Genomic DNA, 19,683 nt, shown 5'->3' on the forward strand with positions numbered 1-19,683 from the left:
GTCGAAAGGCTGGATTTACGCGGTGTTTCCGGTTTAAACGGAACAGAAAAAGATGTAAATCTATGGATTTGACAGAAAAGTATTAATCTGTAAGTTGAATTTTCAATAGAAATCAGGCTATGATGTCAATACAGAATTCTGAAGCAGTTGACAGTGGTTTCATAAAAAGAATAAAGGATTGATAAAAATGAAATGTAAATTAAAACAGTTAGTAAAGTATAAGAGTATCTTTTTTTTGACTTTGCCAGGAATTTTGCTGGTGTTAACTTTCCAGTATGCACCTCTGGTTATGGGATTTGTTCTCCCTTTTAAAAATGTAAACTACAAGACAGGAATCTGGAAGAGTCCCTGGGTGGGGCTGGATAACTTTAAGTTTCTCTTTTCTTCCGATGCGGCATGGAGAATTACCAGAAATACGGTATGCCTGAATTTCCTGTTTATCATTACGGTGTTAGTGCTTTCTATTATTTGTGCGCTTTTTTTATACCAACTATCCAAGCGCTCTGTTAAGACATACCAGACAGTGCTGTTTTTTCCATATTTTATTTCATGGGTAGTTGCAAGTTACGTGGTATTGGCATTGCTGGATATGGATAACGGTCTTTTGAACTCTATTTTGAAGTTTTTTGGACAGGAACCGATACTCTGGTATAATGAACCTAAATATTGGCCGGTTATAATGGTCATTGCGAATCTATGGAAAAATGTTGGATATTACACAATTATTTATTATACCGGACTTCTGGGAATCAATGAAGAGTATTATGAAGCAGCTCAGATCGACGGCGCAACGCGGCTGCAGCAGATTCGCTATATCACGCTTCCGCTGCTGAAACCTGTTATTATTACCCTGTTTCTTTTACAACTGAGCAAAATATTCTTTGGAAATTTTGACATGTTCTATAACCTGACTATGAACTCAGCAGCTTTGTATCCGACGACGGATGTGATCGATACTTATGTTTACCGTTCGCTGAAAGTAATGGGTGACCTTGGAATGTCATCGGCAGCAGGATTATATCAGTCGATTGTGGGATTTGTTATAGTTCTTACGGCTAATGCAGTAATAAGGAAGGTAGATAAAGACAATGCACTTTTCTAGGAGGATAGAGGGATGAAGAAAAAAAATAGAGTTAAGACTTATAATATAATACCGCATATTGTACTGATATTTGTGGCACTTGCATGTCTTTTGCCGCTGGTACTGGTAATTTCTGCTTCCTTTACTTCAGATGCGGAGATTGCAAAATATGGATATGCCTTCATTCCAAAGAATTTTACTTTGGAAGCATATGTTTACATATTTAAAAAGCCGTTACAGCTCATATTGTCTTATGGGGTGACAACGTTAGTCACAGTAGTAGGTACGCTGGCAGGCTTGTTAATTACTGCCATGCTGGCATATGGAATATCGAGAAAGGATTATCCATTCGCTAAAGCCACGACATTATTTGTATATATGACAATGTTATTTGCAGCAGGGCTGGTTCCCTGGTATATGATGGTAAGCAATACACTGAATTTGAAAGATACGATATTTGCCCTGATCGTGCCATATCTGGTAGTACCGTGGTTCGTAATGCTGATGAAGGGATACTTTGCAGAAATTTCTCCTTCTATCATAGAGGCAGCAAAGATAGATGGAGCATCGGAATTTAAGGTGTTTTTTCAAATTGTTATTCCAATGGCAAAACCGGGTCTTGCAACAGTAGGATTGTTCATCATGCTTATGTACTGGAACGATTATTATTTGAGTCTGATGTTTATTCAGAGCAGTAAAATGGTTTCACTTCAGTTTATGCTGTACAGAATGATGTCCAATATTGATTTCCTCAAAAGTGCACTGGCTGCACAAGCCGGAATGTTATCCGGCGTTCAGATACCTGCAAAGTCCATTCGTATGGCAATGTGCGTACTGGCAGCGGGACCAATGTTGTTTGTATTTCCGTTCTTCCAGAAATACTTTGTGAAGGGAATAGCAATCGGTTCAGTTAAAGAATAAGACTGCGCGGCAATATTGCCACGAAGGAATAAATTAATAACCGGTATAACCGGAAAAGAAAGGAATAGGAGAACATATGAAATCGAAAAAGGTAATTGCGTTAGGAATGGCGGCACTGATGGGAGCATCACTCTTCGCGGGATGCGGGGATGCGGCAAAAGTGACTGAAAGCACATCGAAAGAGACAAAGCAGGAGACAAAGAAGGAGGAAGGTACATCCTCTTCTACAGAGGGCACAGCAGGAGAGTTAGAGCCTGTTGAACTGATATGGAACTTGGTGGGAACACCCCAGGACGATCAGGAGACAGTTTTTACAGAAGTAAATAAGATATTAAAAGAAAAATTGAATACAACCATAAAATTTAATATCATTGACTGGGGTTCTTATGATGAGAAGATGAAAGTCAGCATAGCAACAAATGAACCTTTTGATCTCTGCTTTACATCGGACTGGACGAACCCCTATATTACGAATGCTCAGAAAGGGGCATTTTATCCAATCAATGACCTCCTGGATCAATATGGCCAGCATATTAAGGAACAGGTTCCGGAATCTTACTGGGATGCAACAAAGGTGGGCGATGAGATCTTTGGTGTTATTAATTATCAAGTGACGGCCAGAATTAAAGGCGTGTCTTTCCCGAAAGATGTAGTAGATGAGATAGGTTATGATGTTAACAATATTAAATCTTATACAGATTTGGATTCTTATTTTGCAGCCGTACAGGAGAAGAAGCCCGATATGGTTCCGTTCTTGGGTATGGGTGAAACAACGGAGATGCCGGCACTTCTAACTGATGATACAGGATATGCAATTGCATATCTGCAGGGCCCTTTAGCTGTTAGAAAAGAAGATCCGGGTAAAACTTTTAATGCAGTTGAATCACAGGAATTTATGGATTTCTGCAAGATGACCAGGGAGTGGTATGAGAAAGGTTATGTAAGAAAAGACCTGGCAAGCATCACTGATTTCAAAGGTGAGGCAAAGACCCATCAGTATGGGGCATTCACGACAGGAGTGGGTCCGGGATCAGCAGAGGTAGAGACTGCCAACGCAGGCTTCCCGGTAGTACAGGCTCAAACCATACCATCCCATGTAAGTACGGGATCTATACAGGCAGCACTGACGGCGATCAGCGTCAATTGCCAGAATCCGGAACGTGCCATGATGGTGCTGGATTACCTTTTCACAGATAAGGATACTTATAATATGCTGTGCTATGGAATCGAAGGAAAACATTATAATGCAGTCAATGACTATTCCATCGAAGTAATAGAAGGCGGTGGATATAATCCGGGTATTGCATGGGAGTTTGGCAGCTGGTTTAATGCAAAGCTTCTGAAAGGACAGCCGGAAGATCTCTGGGACCAGATGAAAGAGATTAATGCTACAGCTCTTACGTCACCGATTTTAGGATTTGTCTATGATGCTGGTAATGTAAAGAACGAATCAGCTCAGATTACGGCATTAATGACAGAATACCTCCCGGGTCTGATGAGCGGAAGTGTTAATCCGGAAGAGAAGATTCCGGAATTGATTGATAAGATGAATGCTGCGGGTATGGATAAAATTCAAAAAGATGCAGATGAGCAGCTGGCTGCCTGGAAGAAATAGAAAGCACTACATTATGATGAGAAACATCCTTTATAAATACAAAGGATGTTTCTCATCATGCATTACTTTTATATGAGCGGGTTTTCAAGTTGCTACTTGTCGAACATAGGTGAAAAAGAGTATAATTAAAATACGATATACATTTATAAAAGTTGTATAAAGTAGTCTGGAGGAAAAGTATGAAAAAGAGATTTCATTATATGTCACATTCAGGGAGATACTTAAAAAGTATATATTTGCGGATCAGCATATTTTTTATCATCATCCAGATCTTGTTTTCAACAGCAGTTTTTGTGACAACCAATCAGTTAGAGGTAAAGAGTAATTATGAAATGAATCAGCAGATATTCCATCAGATCGCTAATAATGTGGAGCAGTCAGATATGGTAATTCGAAGCCTCTGTAAGTCATTGTTTGTGAACCCGGGAATATCCAGAATGATGTATTCCAATATGGGAGATGAGGATATCTATGAGTGGATTCAGGAATACCGGAATCTCTGTGATCCTATTTTACTCAGCAATCCAGAGGTGCAGTCTATTTATGTTTACAACAGACAGATGAACCGTTTTTTTTCCTCTTTTCGTTACCTGAATTTTCAGGATGAGTATTTAAGAAGATTGTTTGATACAGAAGGTGTAGCTCCGCTACTGACCCCTGTGGTACGTTATGTTGAAGATCCGGGCAGTAAGCAGAATAAGAAGACAAAGGTACTTACGTATATTTTATATGATGCTATGGACTCCACCGGCAAGCCGGATGGGGCTATTGTTGTGAATGTGGATTTTGATAAATTCAGTAATGAAATTAAAGATTTGATTACTTTTTCAAAAGAAGAAAAAAGCAAAATTCTCATATTCGATAAGAAGGACAATATCGCTTTCAATCAAAAGGCAGAAGATGTCCCCGACGAATTGATCGGAGATGTTCAGCAGATGCTGAATGCCATGGAATTTTCGGATGAAAATCCGTTTATATTAAAGACAGAAAAACTGCTTGGCGAAAAATATGGCGTTTTTTTCAGCCGCGTTGCTTCCATGGATTGGGTTATTGTAAAGATTCAATCCTATGAAGAGGTTTTCCGTAATATCAATAATCAGAAGTTTATGATTTTGTTTGTTTCCATGGTCTTTTGCATTATAATGCTTATCCTGACCTATGGACTGGCTAGAAAAATCTATAGCCCTATTGGACAGCTGGTGCAAAAAGTAAAAGGGAATAAGCCGGGGGATGGGAAAGAGTTGAATGATATTATGTTCCTGAACAGAGCCTACGAGAACCTTATACAAAAAGCAATGAATCATCAGAAAATGGGGGAACAGAATAAGATATTGCTGTCTTATAATTTAAGAAGCCTGCTGATAGACGGCAATGAGATGGATGCGGGGACTTTAGAAACACTTCAGGGCGAGAATCTGGAATTATTTCAGAAAGATAATGAATTTGGAGTCTGTATCCTGCAGCTGGATCACTATCAGGAATTTCAGGCTAAATATGACCAGAAGGATCAGGAACTGTTTAAATATGCGGTGGAAAATATCTTGTCGGAGGTATTGGAAAGCAGTGGCTACAGGAATGAGATTATACCGGTTACGCCGGATAAGATGGCCGTTATTCTGCATGGAGAGGCAGCAGATGAAAAATCTTATATAGAAACTCTGCAGAAGTGCTTTCGAACTGCAAATGAGAATGCAAAAAAGTTCTTTCAGATTACATTTACAGTAGCAGTCAGCCCTTATGGGAAGGGGATGGACAAAATGCGGGAACTGTACAGTATTGCAGATGATTACCTGGCATACCGCTATATACAGGGGCATGAGTCTGTAATCTTGTATCGGGATTATAACAGTCAGATAGATGGTGATATGGAAGAGGCCTCTGGTATACTGGCAGAATTACACAGACATATGCAGGATAATAATCAGGTGGGGGTCGAAAAAGATTTAGAAAACCTGGGAAGATTTATTTTCATGCTGAGCAGTGGAAGTTTACCGGAAGTCATCACCAGCTGTGAGGTACAGATTATACATATGATTGCCTCAAAGGATAAAGCAAATAAGGGATATGGCGGTAGCCTGTTTCTGGAGTTGTATACAAAGATTATGTCGCTGGAAACCTGGGAAGGAATCGTATCAGAATTAGAGAATGCAATTGAAACAGTTATGGTTCAAAAGGATAAGCAGGTGCAGAAGACAAGCTTATTAGTAAATACGATACAGAATATTGTCAGCGAAAATTATGCGGATTGCAACCTCTGCGTGCAACAGATTGCGGGTATGGTTAAAATGTCAGCTCAATATATGGGAAGAATTTACCGGGGAGCATCAGGGGAATCTGTTGCTGATTATATTAACAATTTCAGATTGGCAAAATCAATCGAAATTATGACTGTAACAGGATGCAATGTGAATGAAGTACTGGATAAGGTCGGTTTTGAGAGCGAAAGCCAGTATTACAGGCTGTTTAAGAAAAAGTTTGATACTACTCCAAAGGCATATATTTTAGAACAATATGCGGGATATCATAGAAAGCAAGGAGATGAAAGTCATGGATAAAATAATTGTACTGTTTAAAACACATCTGGATATTGGTTTTACAGATTTTGCGAAGCATGTGGTGGATAACTATTTAGAGAATTATCTTCCGAATGCAATGAAGGTGGCACGGGAGATGCGGGACGAGGAGGAAGGTTTTATTTGGACAACGGGTTCCTGGCTGATAGAAAAATATCTTGAAGAAAGTAATGATCGGAATATGCTGACAGATGCTATCGAACATGGTGAGGTGAGATGGCATGGTTTGCCGTTTACTACACATACGGAATTGATGGATGCGGAGTTATTTCAATATGGATTAGGAATATCTAAAAAACTGGATATTCGATTTAGAAAGCAGACGATAGCAGCAAAGATGACGGATGTACCGGGACATACGAAAGCAATGATTCCATATCTGGTAAATGCAGGGATTAAATTTCTGCATATTGGAGTAAATCCGGCATCCACGCGTCCGGATGTACCGGACCTGTTTCGCTGGCGCGCTGACAGCGGCGAAGAATTGATCGTAATGTACCACAATGATTATGGAGAATTGACGGAAATAGGAAACAGTAAAACGGCTGTCTGTTTTGCACATACAGGTGATAACAGCGGTCCACAATCGGCGGATCAGATCAGAGAGATCTATAAAAAATTACATGAGAAATATCCGGATGCGAAATTATGCCCCGGGACATTGGAAGATGTTGCAGAAATTGCCATTCAGGAACATGATCTTCCGGTTATCCGGTCAGAGATTGGAGATACATGGATACATGGTTCCGGAACAGATCCCAAAAAGATCAGCCAGTATCGTGCATTGCTTCGCTTAAAGAATGATGAAATACCAATTGAAATGGAAAAGATTTATAAGAAAATAATCTTGATCCCAGAGCATACCTGGGGATTGGATGAAAAAACATATTTGGGAATGACCAGAGAGATTGGATATATTCAGGGTGAACATGGATACTTTATCCGGAAAGAATTTGAACACGTAAGATATACAGACAAATTTCAGATAATGGAAGCCTCCTGGGAGGAACAGAGAGAATATTTGAACAATGCGGTAAACCAGCTTGAGGGAGAAGAGAAAAACAGGGCTGCATTGGCTGTTAGCGAATATAAGAGAGATCCGGTGGAGACATCGGGTTATGAAACAGTGAAACCGGATCAGAACCTTTTTATAAACGGATATCTGGTCCAGATCAATCAATTTGGAGCTATATGCAGACTGGAACACGAAGGTGAGATCATAGCCGATGAAAATCATTTGCTTGGGAATGTAATTTATGAAATATTTTCCCAGGAGGATTACGATCGTTTCAGGGAACAGTATGTGACTTCAGATGAGACCTGGGCTTTGGAAGATTTCGGGAAAACAGGTGTGGAAAAAGTAGTCAGGAAATATCAGAAGTATCAGATGGATCGTGTTCAGGTTTTTCGAAAAGACAAGGAACTGGTTATAAAATTAACTATGTCGGGGATCACCGCTGCCAGGTATGGCGGCTTTGAATCTGCTGATATGAGAATCATTTTTGAAGAGAGTTCCGTAAAATTTGATTTTGCCTGGTTTGGCAAAAAAGCAAACAGGTGTCCGGAGAGCTTCTGGATCGGTTTTTGCCCGATTGGAAGAGTTACGGGTATCCAAAAACTGGGAACCTGGATAGATCCAGAGGATGTAGTGGATGGAGGAAATAAAAGGATGCATGCGGCAGACGAAGAGGTCCGCTTGGAAAAAGCAGTGTTAAAGACTTTGGATGCGCCTCTTGTGAATATGGGAGAACCTTCACTTTTAAATTTTACCAATGAACCCGTGTGTGTAAAACAAGGTGTGTATGTGAATCTTTATAATAATATTTGGGGAACAAATTTTCCAATGTGGTATGATGAGGATGCCAGATTTCGATTTGTATTAGAGTGGTTATGAGAATTGCTTCTCGCAAATAAGTTAATTCATGTAATACGTACATTTATGTAAATATAGAAGCATCAGGAAGTGGAAAAAGCACTTTCTGATGCTTTTTTAGTGTGCATAAGCGGCAGGAATCTTACAAAATTAGAAATGAGTATTTATCAAACACCTGAGATATTAAACGGATATGTATAAGATTAGTAGAATTCTATGAATCTGCGAGTTGATATATGTAAAACAGGCTGATACATTTTAAGTGATCAAGAGTATGAACAGGAAAGGAAAACAACAATGATGAAGGAAGCATATGTAGAAGCTCTAGGCAATATTACGGACAAAAGCGGATTTTATGAGATAACACAGTGCAGTGATGGTTATTATACATCAGGAAAAGATGGGGTAAAGTGGATCTTGTCTACGGGAGATGGAAAAGTGGAGTTTATCTGTTTAGAAAACCGTACACTGGCGTATGTAAAATCGGGTATGGGATACCCGGCATATTATCCGGTTCTTCCCGTGAGGGAAGAAAAACCGGTGAAAGCAGTTCTTATGGATTTAGATGGAACCACAGTAAAGAGTGAGGAATTCTGGATCTGGATTATTGAAAAAACAATACAGAGTCTACTGGGGAATAGACAATTTCAACTGGAAAACTGCGACATTCCATATGTATCGGGACACAGCGTATCAGAACATCTACAGTACTGCATACAAAAATATTGTCCCAATAAGAAGATAGAAGAAGCCAGAGCATACTATTTCCAGCACACAAATGAAGAAATGAAGGAAATTATGGAGGGAAGAGGAAGAAAGGATGCTTTCACGCCCACAGAGGGGGTAAAGGATTTCCTTTTGGAGCTGAAGCAGCGTCAAATAAAAATAGGTCTGGTCACATCGGGGCTGTATGAAAAGGCTTACCCGGAAATTTTGTCCGCTTTTAAGTCTATGCAGATGGGGGAACCAACGGATTTCTTTGACTGTATTATCACGGCAGGCTTCCCTTTGCAGAAAGGGAAAGCCGGAACAATGGGTGAATTGGAAGCAAAGCCGCATCCATGGCTGTACGCAGAAACTGCCACGGTTGGACTTGGCATTCCATTTACAGAAAGAAACCATGTCGTGGGAATCGAGGACAGCGGTGCCGGGGTGTGCGCAATACGGCTAGGCGGTTTTAGCACCATTGGAATTGCCGGAGGAAACATAGAATCCAGCGGTACGAGAGGAGTCTGCAATCACTATTGTCATAATTTTGAAGAGATAATAAAAATTATATAGAGGAGGAACATCATGAAGAAAAATAAAAAAGCATATGTCATTCCCCATACACACTGGGACCGAGAATGGAGATATCCCATATGGAAGAACAGGATGCTGCTGATGGAATTTATGGATAAGCTGCTTAAGGTTCTGGATCAGGACGAAAATTACCGCTGCTTTCTGATGGATGGGCAAGTGGCTCCGATTGAAGATTATCTGCAGGTCTGTCCACAGCAAAAAGAAAAAGTCAGCCGCTATATAAGTGAAGGGAGAATTGCAATTGGACCCTGGTATACACTGCCGGATCTTTACCCTGTAGATGGTGAATGCTTAATCCGAAACCTGCTAAAAGGAATTCGCATGTCAAATCAGTATGGAGGTTGTCTTAAAGTCGGATACAATTCCTTTGGCTGGGGGCAGACAGCTCAATTTCCTCAAATATATGCGGGATTTGGTATGGATTTTATTATATGTGCAAAAAAAGTCTCAAAAGACAGGGCTCCTGAAAGTGAATTTATGTGGGAGTCTCCGGACGGGACAAAAGTGCTAACAAGCCGTTTAGGAGAACATGCCCGTGCTAATTTTTACTTTCATACTTATCTGAAGGCGAAGTATGGAATTAATTGCCTCAGTAAGGAATTTTGCTACCGAGCGGATCTTTCGGGCATGGCAATACATAATGCAGCAGAATCCAGTGCAGATGAAGACTATTTCGTGATCAGCCCCAAAACTTCCTATAACCGGGATTTGCTTTCCGAAGGAATGCGGGATGCATGGGATGCAACTGAGGATACCACAGTAAAAGATGTTCGTCTGTTTTTAAATGGAACGGATTTTTCAACACCCCATCCTGAGCTTTCCGCTATGTTAGAAGATCTGAACCTGTTTAGTGAAGACACAAAATTCGTAAACGACCGTTTGGAGGAATATGTGGAGCAGGTTCATAAATGCATCAGGAAAGACCGGCTGCACACGGTTAAAGGGGAACTTAGGGATGGTCCTGCCTGCGACTGTTCCGGGAATGCGCTGGCGTCCAGATGTTATTTAAAGCAGCTGAATAAACAGGCACAAAATTTGATTCTGCATAAAGCGGAACCGTACCTGGTATTCAGCAGTCTTTTGGGAGGAGATGACTTAAAAGGATATTTGTCTTGTGCCTGGGAATATTTGCTGAAAGCACATCCTCATGATTCCATTAATGGTGTTACACAGGATAAGACGGCAGACGATGTAGAATACCGTCTCAGCCAGGCGCTGGAAATGGGGCAGACCGCATGCGATAAAGCAATTTCCCATATCATAAAGCAGATTGATACAACTGGTTATAAAGAGGGAGAACAGCTGATAGCTGTTTTTAATCCGCATCCATACGAGTTGTCAGAGATCGTAAAAGTTTGTGTGACAAGCCCCCAGGAAGAAAATGCGTGGGATTTTATAGCATATGATGTAGAAGGCAACCCGTTGATGGTTCAGGAAATTTCTCGTGATGAAAAAGTCTATCCGGTTCATGACGTTGAAGCACGTCCCTGGCCATATGCTGCAGACCGTCATATGCTCTATCTGGAAACTGGTATTATTCCAGCCATGGGATATAAAATTATCGGCTTGAGGAAGAAACAGACACTGCAGCGTACCCATTTTTACTGGATGCCTATGCGTAAAAGCCTAGGTAAGGATATTTGTTCCGCAGATAATATACTGGAGAATGAATACCTGAGAATTAGCGTCAATGAGAATGGAACATTTGATCTTGTAGAAAAAGAACATGGAAAAGTCTATAAGAATCTGCATTATTTTGAGGATACGGGGGATGTTGGAAACTATTGGGCGTATTACCCGCCTTATCACAATAAAACGTTTACCACGCTGACAAAGAGTGCAGATGTCTGGCTGGAAGATAATGGTCCCCTTTCTGCAACCATAGGAATAGGTTATCATTTGGAACTGCCCCGGAAAGGTTATGAGTCAAAATGTGGTGTACGGGGAGAAGGAAAAAGAAGTGATGAGACGCAGACATTTGATATCGTTTCACAAATAACATTAAACAAGGGATCAAAGAGGTTGGATATTAAGACAAGCCTGACAAATAATGTGGAGAATCATCGTCTGAGAGTTGCGTTCCCAACTGGGATTGACTGTGATCATGCAGATGCTCAAGGTCATTTTACGGTGGACGCAAGACCTGTGGAACCCATTAAAGATGAGGGCGGGATGTTTTATCCGGAAATGCAGACCCTGCCTATGCAGAACTTTGTTGATGTGCAAGACGGCATAGAGGGAATAGCATTTTTGAATAAGGGGCTTACCGAATATGAGATAAAAAATGATGGTGAACATACTCTGTACCTTACGCTGTTTCGCGCTATGGGCAATATGATTGTGACTTGGTGGGAAGCAGTAGGAGAATTTCCGAAGCAGAAAGGAAGTCAGGTTTTGAGAACAATGGAATTTGAATATTCCATCTATCCGCATCAGATGGATTTTGCGGGAGGCCATGTATATGCCCAGGCAGCGGAACGCAATGTACCGGTTTTTGCTTACCAGATATGTGGCAGATCCAATGGAACACTTACAGCAGAGCAGGGATTTTTTAAATTGTGCGATAAAAACCTTGTTATTTCTGCATTAAAAAGAGCAGAAGACAGAGACAGCATAATACTGCGTGTGTTTAACCCAACTCATTCCATTATAAAAAGTTCTTTTCAAATGATGGTTGAAGATGTAGAAATCTCTGAATTGTGGGAATGCAGCCTGAATGAAGAGAGAATTTCCAGACAGAAGGTGAAAGAAGGGCATGAAGCGGATATCATAGTGGAAAGCAATAAAATCACAACCTGGGAACTGGTGATGGAAAAGAGCAAAAAGGCGGTGGAGAGATGAGTGTTTTGCGTCTGGAACCAGTATTCAAAGAATACCTGTGGGGCGGGACAAAGCTTGTGAGCGAATATAATAAACAATATAGAGGGAAATGTCTTGCGGAATCATGGGAACTCTCTTGTCACAAAAACGGTGTAAATTATATTACGAATCAGGAACAGAAACAACGCCTGGAGAGTTTTTTTCTGGAAAACCCAGGAGGTTTGTTGGGAAAACACTTTGAGAATTTCCAGGAGTTTCCGATATTAATCAAATATATTGATGCAAAACAAAATCTTTCCATTCAGGTTCATCCGAATGATGCTTATGCTATGGAACACGAACAGCAGCATGGAAAAACAGAAATGTGGTATGTCTTGGATTGTGAAGAAGGTGCGTATTTATATTATGGATTTGCCAAAGAAGTAACAAAAGAGGAGGTAAGGGACAGAATCGAACACAATACTCTTCTGGAAGTACTGAATAAAGTATATGTTCAAAAAGGAGATACTTATTTTATCGAAGCAGGGACGGTACATGGAATCGGTCAGGGAATTGTAGTGGCAGAAATTCAGCAAAATTCAGACGTTACATATAGACTGTATGACTATGGCCGTTTGGATGCAGAAGGCAGGAAACGTCCTCTGCATATAGAAAAAGCACTGGATGTGTTAAACTTAAAATCTACCGAAGTTCAACGAGGTTTTCGGGTTGAACATTTGGCATCCTGCAAATATTTTAATGTGGATAAGTATATCATATTTGATCATTACCAGGGAGAAGTTGGAGAAAATTCGTTTCTTTCGCTGCTGATCATTAAAGGAGAAGGAATATTGGAATTAGGAGAAAGCAGCTATACATTGAAAAAAGGTGACAGTATGCTGCTTACCGCTGAATCAGGGAGATACCAGCTGGAGGGCAGGATGGAAATTTTGTGTACGCAGATCTAATGACCCATCCGACCAGTAAGCATAGTATCAGTACTGATCTGCACACCCCGCTGTGGTATGAACGTGCAGATGGAATATATCAGAAAGGAGCATATAAGTGAACAACATTAGTTACAATACGAAAGTGGAAAATGAGGGATTTAACAAGGAGTTTATATATAAAATAAACGGATCTGGGATGTTGACAGCGTTGGTACATAAAGATGATAGTTATAAGATGAATTGGTTAAACGGTAAGGAAATCTGGGGAAGAGTTGACGGTCCGGACACTTTGACTGTCAGTATTGAAAGAATGTTTACGTCGGAAGGAAAACTGAGAGAGTCTTATACCTTTTTAAATGAAACAGAGTTTGACATTTTTACAAGAAAAAATGAAGTTGGTATTTATACTACCTTTCCGGACAATTATGAATCTTCCGATATTTGTATGAAAGAACGGTGCCATGCCCATATTTGGTGCGGAAAAAACACGGCATACATCTATTGTCTGAGAATGGGAGGAGAACCACCGCATCTGGGGCTGCTCCTAAATCAAGGAAGTATAGACGGATACAGCGTTCTCAGAGATCTTGAGCGTAGTAGTAATGACAGAGGCTGTATCATTCTTCATCCGGAAAAGTTCCATTTGATGCCGGGAGAAAAAATGACGCTCTCATGGGATCTGGGATGGTTCTGCAGCAAAGAGGAATTTATTGAAAATCTGATGTCTTATCCAAAATCAGTTCTTGTTTATACGGGTAAACCGGTATCATTTGAAGATGAAGAGCAGGGAATTAATATATATTATCATTTGGAATCAAACGAAATTCTGCAGTCGAACCGTGAATTACCAGATACTCAGAAGATAAAAGATTATCGGGGAGTGAAGGGCGATGGCGGGATTAAGGTACTTATAAATGGAACAGAAGCGGCTGTGGTAAGGAAGGATGAACACCAGATTTATGCAACAGATAAAGAAAATAAGACGGGGTATATTTACTGTAAAATATTAGATTACTACGGCAGTTATTCCAACGTGCTGAAGGAGACTGCTATGTAAGTGAAGGAGACTGAAATGGAAAATAGAGAACAATTGCGTTTAGAAAAGGGATGGATGTTTCATAAAGGTGATCTGAGCGTGTTGCCTGAGGAGAGGACGCATACCGATTTGTATTCTTTTGCAAAAGAAGGAGGATGTAAAGGACCGGCAGCACGGACCTATTCAATGGATGATTGGTTACCAGTGGAGGTTCCCCATGACTGGGTGGTAAGTGAGTCATTTGATAAAGAGGAAGCATATGCACATGGAAGTAAGGCTCGTGGAAAGGCATGGTATCGCATACAGTTTCCGCTGGGGCAAGAGGATATGGGCAAGCAGCTTCTTTTAGAATTTGACGGAGTGACAACACATACCGAGGTGTATATGAATGGTACGCTTGTGAAGAGAAATTTTTGCGGGTATACAGGCTTTGAAGTGGATATTTCAGATTTTGTTACCTTTGGTGCGCAGACTAATACACTGGCAGTACGGGTGGATGCTGAAACCTGGGAAGGTTGGTGGTATGAAGGTGCAGGTATCTACAGGGATGTCTGGCTTGTGAAGAAAGCACCTTTACATATTGCATATAATGGAATCTGGGTCAAACCGGAAAAAGTCGGAGAAGGTGACTGGACGGTTCCGGTGGAGACCGTTGTAGAGAACAGCCTTGCAGGAAACAGAGAATATACATTACTTACAGAAATTATGGATGAAGAGGGAAATGTAGCAGCCCGAGAAGAGAGCAGTGGGGGTTGTGAAGGTTACAGCAGACAAACAGTATGCCAGAAGCTGAATGTGAAACAGCCGAAATTATGGAGTGACAAACATCCCGTCATGTATCGGTTAAGGACGGTCTTAATGTGCGGACAGGAGAAGGATTGTGTGGATACGAACTTCGGATTTCGGACAATTTGTGTGGATGCTGATCAAGGATTTTTCTTAAACGGACATCCAACGAAGTTAAAAGGAGTTTGTGCACATCAGGACCATGCGGGCGTTGGAACAGTCGTACCTTATGCGGTGGAGGAATATAGAATTGGTAAGCTAAAGGAGATGGGTTGCAATGCATACCGGTGCGCCCATGGAATGCCATCTACTACAATATTAGATTTGTGTGATAAGCATGGTTTGCTCGTTATGGATGAAAACCGAAATTTTAATTCCGCACAGGAAGGCATTGAACAGATAAGCCATATGGTATTAAGAGACCGAAATCATCCTTCGGTTGTACTATATTCCGTATTCAATGAGGAACCATTGCAGGGAACGGCTCAGGGCAGACGCATTGCGTCACGTCTGGCCGCGAAGGTGAAACAATTAGATGACACCCGTCCGCTGCTTGGAGCCATGAACGGTGGATTTATGGAGGAGGAAGGTTGTGCTACCGTATTTGATGTTGCAGGTTTCAATTACTTTACGGACAGCTATGATGAATTTCATAAGAAATACCCAGAACAGCCATTGGTGGGGTCCGAGACGAATTCTCATTTTGTGACCAGAGGCGTATATGAAACAGATATAGAGAAATGTCGGTTTGATAATTATGACGTGCAGTGTGCTCCATGGGGAGATTCCGTCAGAGGTACATGGCAAGCGGTGAACAGCAGAGCTTATGTGATGGGAATGTTTGCATGGACAGGTTTCGATTATCGCGGTGAACCGTCCCCCTGCGAATGGCCGAGCATCAGTTCCCATTTTGGAATTATGGATACCTGTGGGTTCCCCAAGGATATTTATTTTCTGTATCAGGCATATTGGCTGGAAAGACCGATTCTTCATATCCTGCCCCACTGGAACTTTCTGGGGGATGAAGGTGTGGAGAAAAACGTGATGACCTTTTCCAATTGTGATGAAATTGAACTTTTCTTAAACGAGGTATCTTTAGGAAAACAGAAAAATGAAATGTATCAGCAGTGCACCTGGAAGGTACCTTATCAGCCCGGCATTCTTCGGGCAGTTGGTCTTAAGGATGGAAAAGAAATTGTACAGGAAAGAATCACAACAAGCGCGGCGAGAACGATTGTACTTACCTGTGAAAAGGATGTGCTTTACTGTGATGGAAGAGATGCGGCTGTCATAGATGTAAGTGTTGTTGATCCAGATGGCATTCCAGTTCCAGATGCAGATAATATGATTCAATTTGAGATAACAGGGAGTGGTGAAATTCTCGGAGTAGGAAACGGTGATCCAAGTTGCCATGAAGAAGATTTCAGTGATAAGCGCAGTCTGTTTAATGGAAGATGCCAGGTGATTATCCGAAACAATATGGGTATGGATAAAGTAACAGTGAAGGCCGTGGCCGAAGGTCTTGTTTCTGCCGAAGTATCTCTGAACATTCTGAATACAGAATTCATTCCGTATGTGAAGACATCAAAGGATATGGTGATTTCAAACTGGAGGGTATCACATACAGCAGTTAGTGAGAAACCAGATCCGACTATTACATTGGCTGCCTGCGATATGAATACGCTGGAACCGGTATCCTTTAACGGCAAGCAGCTACCACAGTTGGACGAGAAGTATGGGTGCTATGTACAATATCGTACAAAAGTGAATGTAGAACAGCTGGAAAAAGCCAATTCCCTTTATTTCAGTAAAGTCACCGGATACGTCTGGGTTTATTTTAACGGAGCGTATGCCGGTGAGAAGGACTGTATATTCGGAGGACAGTTTGAAATTCCGATTAATCAAAAACCGGAAACTGATGTTGAAATAACTGTGATAATAAAGAGCAATAATAAGGCAATTCCGTATGCAGGTATCCAGGAAGCTGTTCTTTTGAAGCTGTAAAATTAAAAGTCGTACAAAAAAGGAGAGAAGCTAAAATGACAAACAGGATTTGACATATGAAACCTTTTATTAATTTTCTATGGCATTCAAACGTAATTGCGGTATAAAAATGATGATGATAAAATGAATTATAACAGAAAAAAATAAAAATGGAATAGAGGTATGAGAAAATGGATAGCAGAGAACGAGTATTGGCAACCCTGGAATTTAGAAATCCGGACAGAATTCCCCGGGATGTGTGGACGCTTCCGGCTACAAGAAATGAATATGGAGAGAAGCTGGATGAGATACAGGCGAAAAAGGAATGTGATATTGTTTCCCTGGTGGGGCCTCTTGATATGGGACTGGAACCGAGATATTATGAACAGGGCGAATTTGTGGATCCATGGGGATGTGGCTGGAAAAATATTCAGCCGGGTATCATCGGTGAGGTGAAATCTCCGGTATTTTAAGAATATGATGACGTGGATTCTTATCAGCCGCCGACAGAGCAGTTTTTGCGAGAGTGGCAAGAAGCTAAGGACGGACTTATGAAGAAGGCTGCTGAGTACCGGAAGCAGGGGAAGTTCATAATCGGCGGCTGGATCAGCCTTTTTGAGCGTATGCAGTATTTGCGTGGCACAGAGAATTTGTACTGTGATATTGCACTGGATGAAGAGGACATGTACAAGGTCATTGATTATGTCATGGATTTTGAACGGGCATATGTGGAAAAATGGGTGGAGCTTGATATCGATGCAGTTGCTTTTGGGGATGACTGGGGAAGCCAGATCAGCACCCTGATATCACCGGACAGATGGAGAGAGATCTTTAAACCTTTGTACAAAGAACTGATTGATATGATTAAGGCTGCCGGAAAAAAAGTGTTCTTCCACAGCGACGGTTGGATATATGAGTTGTATCCGGATTTCATTGAGCTGGGCGTTGATGCCATTAATTCACAGTTGTGGTGTATGGGTGTAGAAAAAGTAGCAGATGAATATGCAGGAAAAATCACCTTCTGGGGAGAAATCAGCCGCCAGACTACACTGCCCAAGGGAACACCGGAAGATATTCAGGAATGCGCAGATATCATGAAGAAGTATCTTTGGGTCAATGGGGGAGGATTGATTGGCCAGAGCGAAGTAAATCGGGATGTACCATTGGAGAATCTGGTAGCACTGTTGAATGCGTTCGATTAATTTGAAACAGGAAAATGTTATCAATGCATGGGGAAACCCATGCATTTTTATTGATAATGTATACATTTGCAAGTTGAAATCAGAAGTGTAGATATACTAAAGTGATAATGAAAAATTAATATTAGGAGGAATACAATGTCATGACGAAGAAGGAAAGAATGCTTGCAGCTTTAAATCATCAGCCGGTGGATCGGATTCCAAAAGGAGAAATTGCAATTGAAGGTGGATTTATCGTAGAATTTATAAAGGATGTAGAACAGCCCATGTCTGCCATGGAGAAAGAAATTTTTGTGCGAAAGGAACTGGGTTTCGACTGGATAGATATGCATGAATTTCCGAGAGAATTGATGGGATACGCAGAGGATGGCTACCCCATTTATAAGAGTCCTTACGGAGATATCTTTAAGGAGACGCCCCATAGCTTCCAGATGCTGAAACCGGCCCTTGAAGATATTGAGGATGTAGATGACTATGAACCGGCGGATTTGTCTGTGGCTACTACACACCTGCTGGATTTTTACAGGAAGAATACAGACTTTTTCCTGGTGTCTCAAATTAACGGGCCAGTGAGTGCTCTGGACTGGTGCCTTGGTATGGAGGATTATATGTGTTACTGCATGACAGAGCCGGAGTTGGTTGCGAAGCTGGCAGACAAGCTCATGAAGTTTGAGCTTGGAAGGGCGAAGAAGTTCTTAGACCACGGTGCGGAGGCAATTCTTATGACAGACGACATTGCTTACAACACCGGCTTGCTTCTGCCCCCGGATACCATGAAGGTGGTGGCCTATCCCTACTATAAGAAGGTTGTCAGCGCTATCAAAGAATATAAAGATATACCGGTGATTTTTCACAGTGACGGATATCTCTACAATGAGATACCGAATATTATCGACTGTGGGTTTGACGCGATTCAGTCCATTCAGCCGTCAGCGGGCATGGACATTGTGAAAATAAAGAAGGAGTATGGTGATAAACTTTGTCTCATCGGTAACATCGACCTGAATGAACTCTTACCCTTTCGAAGCCCAGAGGAAGTAAAAAAAGAGGTAAAAAGAGTTGTAGAGAACATGGGAAATACCGGGTTCATCCTGTCTACCTGTAATATCCTTACGGATGCAGTGCCGGTGGAGAATGCCAAGGCTATGTATTTCTTTGATAAAGAATAGTAGGAAGGGGTTCTCAGGTAAGTTAAATTAATCAACTACATAATAAATAAAGATATATATCCCCCATTTAAAATGGGGGCCGAGGCAAAGCCGTAGCGTTACCTAGAGTACTAAAAACTCCTATGCTATAATGATATTGGTTTTGCAGTCCATATCGAAAGCATAGGAAGTACCCAAACGGATAATCAAAGTATACAATATACGCGATAGAATTGCACGTATCATATTGTATTTATTCCAAAATATCGCAGGAAAATAATGTATGGTTAGACGAAGAAGGATTTGGTGGAGATTATCAAAAAGTTGCGTGAGATAAAGCAAGTATAGTCGATAAAAGTGCAGTCATCATATTCTAAATCCTGTCCAGATAGGAGTTGTAGTCTTTCTGAATCAGCT

General features: G+C 41.1%; 13 protein-coding genes and 1 pseudogene. All 14 read left to right on the forward strand.

Going from position 1 to position 19,683, the window contains the following annotated elements; translation table 11 throughout:
* Window positions 1-187: 187 nt before the first annotated feature.
* A complete protein-coding gene (locus tag CD03_RS0123555; protein WP_027295726.1) occupies window positions 188-1,102 on the forward strand; it encodes an ABC transporter permease in 915 nt (304 codons plus the stop codon).
* Window positions 1,103-1,114: 12 nt separating this feature from the next.
* Window positions 1,115-2,002 (forward strand): carbohydrate ABC transporter permease, encoded by an 888-nt coding sequence (locus CD03_RS0123560; RefSeq protein ID WP_027295727.1) that lies wholly within the window; start codon window positions 1,115-1,117, stop codon window positions 2,000-2,002.
* Window positions 2,003-2,078: 76 nt separating this feature from the next.
* Complete coding sequence (locus tag CD03_RS0123565; protein ID WP_027295728.1) at window positions 2,079-3,617, forward strand: ABC transporter substrate-binding protein; 1,539 nt, start codon at window positions 2,079-2,081, stop codon at window positions 3,615-3,617.
* Window positions 3,618-3,796: 179 nt separating this feature from the next.
* Window positions 3,797-6,172 (forward strand): AraC family transcriptional regulator, encoded by a 2,376-nt coding sequence (locus CD03_RS0123570; protein WP_027295729.1) that lies wholly within the window; start codon window positions 3,797-3,799, stop codon window positions 6,170-6,172.
* Window positions 6,165-8,084, forward strand: coding sequence for a DUF5054 domain-containing protein (locus CD03_RS0123575; RefSeq protein WP_027295730.1), 1,920 nt, complete (start codon window positions 6,165-6,167; stop codon window positions 8,082-8,084). The genes CD03_RS0123570 and CD03_RS0123575 overlap by 8 nt, the downstream gene beginning before the upstream one ends.
* A gap of 276 nt (window positions 8,085-8,360) precedes the next feature.
* Window positions 8,361-9,344, forward strand: coding sequence for an HAD family hydrolase (locus CD03_RS0123580; RefSeq protein ID WP_242849144.1), 984 nt, complete (start codon window positions 8,361-8,363; stop codon window positions 9,342-9,344).
* Between the two features lie 12 nt (window positions 9,345-9,356).
* A complete protein-coding gene (locus CD03_RS0123585) occupies window positions 9,357-12,206 on the forward strand; it encodes an alpha-mannosidase (RefSeq protein WP_027295732.1) in 2,850 nt (949 codons plus the stop codon).
* A complete protein-coding gene (locus CD03_RS0123590; protein ID WP_027295733.1) occupies window positions 12,203-13,132 on the forward strand; it encodes a type I phosphomannose isomerase catalytic subunit in 930 nt (309 codons plus the stop codon). Before CD03_RS0123585 ends, CD03_RS0123590 begins: the two co-directional genes overlap by 4 nt.
* Window positions 13,133-13,229: 97 nt before the next feature.
* Complete coding sequence (locus CD03_RS0123600; protein WP_027295734.1) at window positions 13,230-14,171, forward strand: hypothetical protein; 942 nt, start codon at window positions 13,230-13,232, stop codon at window positions 14,169-14,171.
* 15 nt (window positions 14,172-14,186) lie between these two features.
* Entirely contained in the window at window positions 14,187-16,940 is a 2,754-nt protein-coding gene (gene galA / locus CD03_RS34575) for a beta-galactosidase GalA (protein WP_156043015.1), read from the forward strand.
* A gap of 170 nt (window positions 16,941-17,110) precedes the next feature.
* On the forward strand, window positions 17,111-17,392 hold the full coding sequence (locus CD03_RS38340) for a hypothetical protein (RefSeq protein ID WP_197041693.1): 282 nt from the start codon (window positions 17,111-17,113) through the stop codon (window positions 17,390-17,392).
* 78 nt (window positions 17,393-17,470) lie between these two features.
* Window positions 17,471-18,121 (forward strand): uroporphyrinogen decarboxylase family protein, encoded by a 651-nt coding sequence (locus CD03_RS34580; protein WP_442969729.1) that lies wholly within the window; start codon window positions 17,471-17,473, stop codon window positions 18,119-18,121.
* A 140-nt stretch (window positions 18,122-18,261) separates the two neighbouring features.
* Complete coding sequence (locus CD03_RS36425; RefSeq protein WP_052377943.1) at window positions 18,262-19,287, forward strand: uroporphyrinogen decarboxylase family protein; 1,026 nt, start codon at window positions 18,262-18,264, stop codon at window positions 19,285-19,287.
* 162 nt (window positions 19,288-19,449) lie between these two features.
* A pseudogene (locus CD03_RS38645) lies at window positions 19,450-19,554 on the forward strand (IS200/IS605 family transposase); the annotation flags it as partial.
* Window positions 19,555-19,683 lie beyond the last annotated feature (129 nt).

It is taken from the genome of Robinsoniella sp. KNHs210 (assembly GCF_000686105.1).
Lineage (GTDB): Bacteria > Bacillota > Clostridia > Lachnospirales > Lachnospiraceae > Robinsoniella > Robinsoniella peoriensis.

What these genes read in the sequence shown, in the direction of transcription:
- CD03_RS0123555 (WP_027295726.1), top strand. Translation starts at nt 188, where the DNA reads ATGAAATGTAAATTAAAACAGTTAGTAAAGTATAAGAGTATCTTTTTT.
- CD03_RS0123560 (WP_027295727.1), top strand. Translation starts at nt 1,115, where the DNA reads ATGAAGAAAAAAAATAGAGTTAAGACTTATAATATAATACCGCATATT.
- CD03_RS0123565 (WP_027295728.1), top strand. Translation starts at nt 2,079, where the DNA reads ATGAAATCGAAAAAGGTAATTGCGTTAGGAATGGCGGCACTGATGGGA.
- CD03_RS0123570 (WP_027295729.1), top strand. Translation starts at nt 3,797, where the DNA reads ATGAAAAAGAGATTTCATTATATGTCACATTCAGGGAGATACTTAAAA.
- CD03_RS0123575 (WP_027295730.1), top strand. Translation starts at nt 6,165, where the DNA reads ATGGATAAAATAATTGTACTGTTTAAAACACATCTGGATATTGGTTTT.
- CD03_RS0123580 (WP_242849144.1), top strand. Translation starts at nt 8,361, where the DNA reads ATGATGAAGGAAGCATATGTAGAAGCTCTAGGCAATATTACGGACAAA.
- CD03_RS0123585 (WP_027295732.1), top strand. Translation starts at nt 9,357, where the DNA reads ATGAAGAAAAATAAAAAAGCATATGTCATTCCCCATACACACTGGGAC.
- CD03_RS0123590 (WP_027295733.1), top strand. Translation starts at nt 12,203, where the DNA reads ATGAGTGTTTTGCGTCTGGAACCAGTATTCAAAGAATACCTGTGGGGC.
- galA (WP_156043015.1), top strand. Translation starts at nt 14,187, where the DNA reads ATGGAAAATAGAGAACAATTGCGTTTAGAAAAGGGATGGATGTTTCAT.
- CD03_RS38340 (WP_197041693.1), top strand. Translation starts at nt 17,111, where the DNA reads ATGGATAGCAGAGAACGAGTATTGGCAACCCTGGAATTTAGAAATCCG.
- CD03_RS34580 (WP_442969729.1), top strand. Translation starts at nt 17,471, where the DNA reads ATGAAGAAGGCTGCTGAGTACCGGAAGCAGGGGAAGTTCATAATCGGC.
- CD03_RS36425 (WP_052377943.1), top strand. Translation starts at nt 18,262, where the DNA reads ATGACGAAGAAGGAAAGAATGCTTGCAGCTTTAAATCATCAGCCGGTG.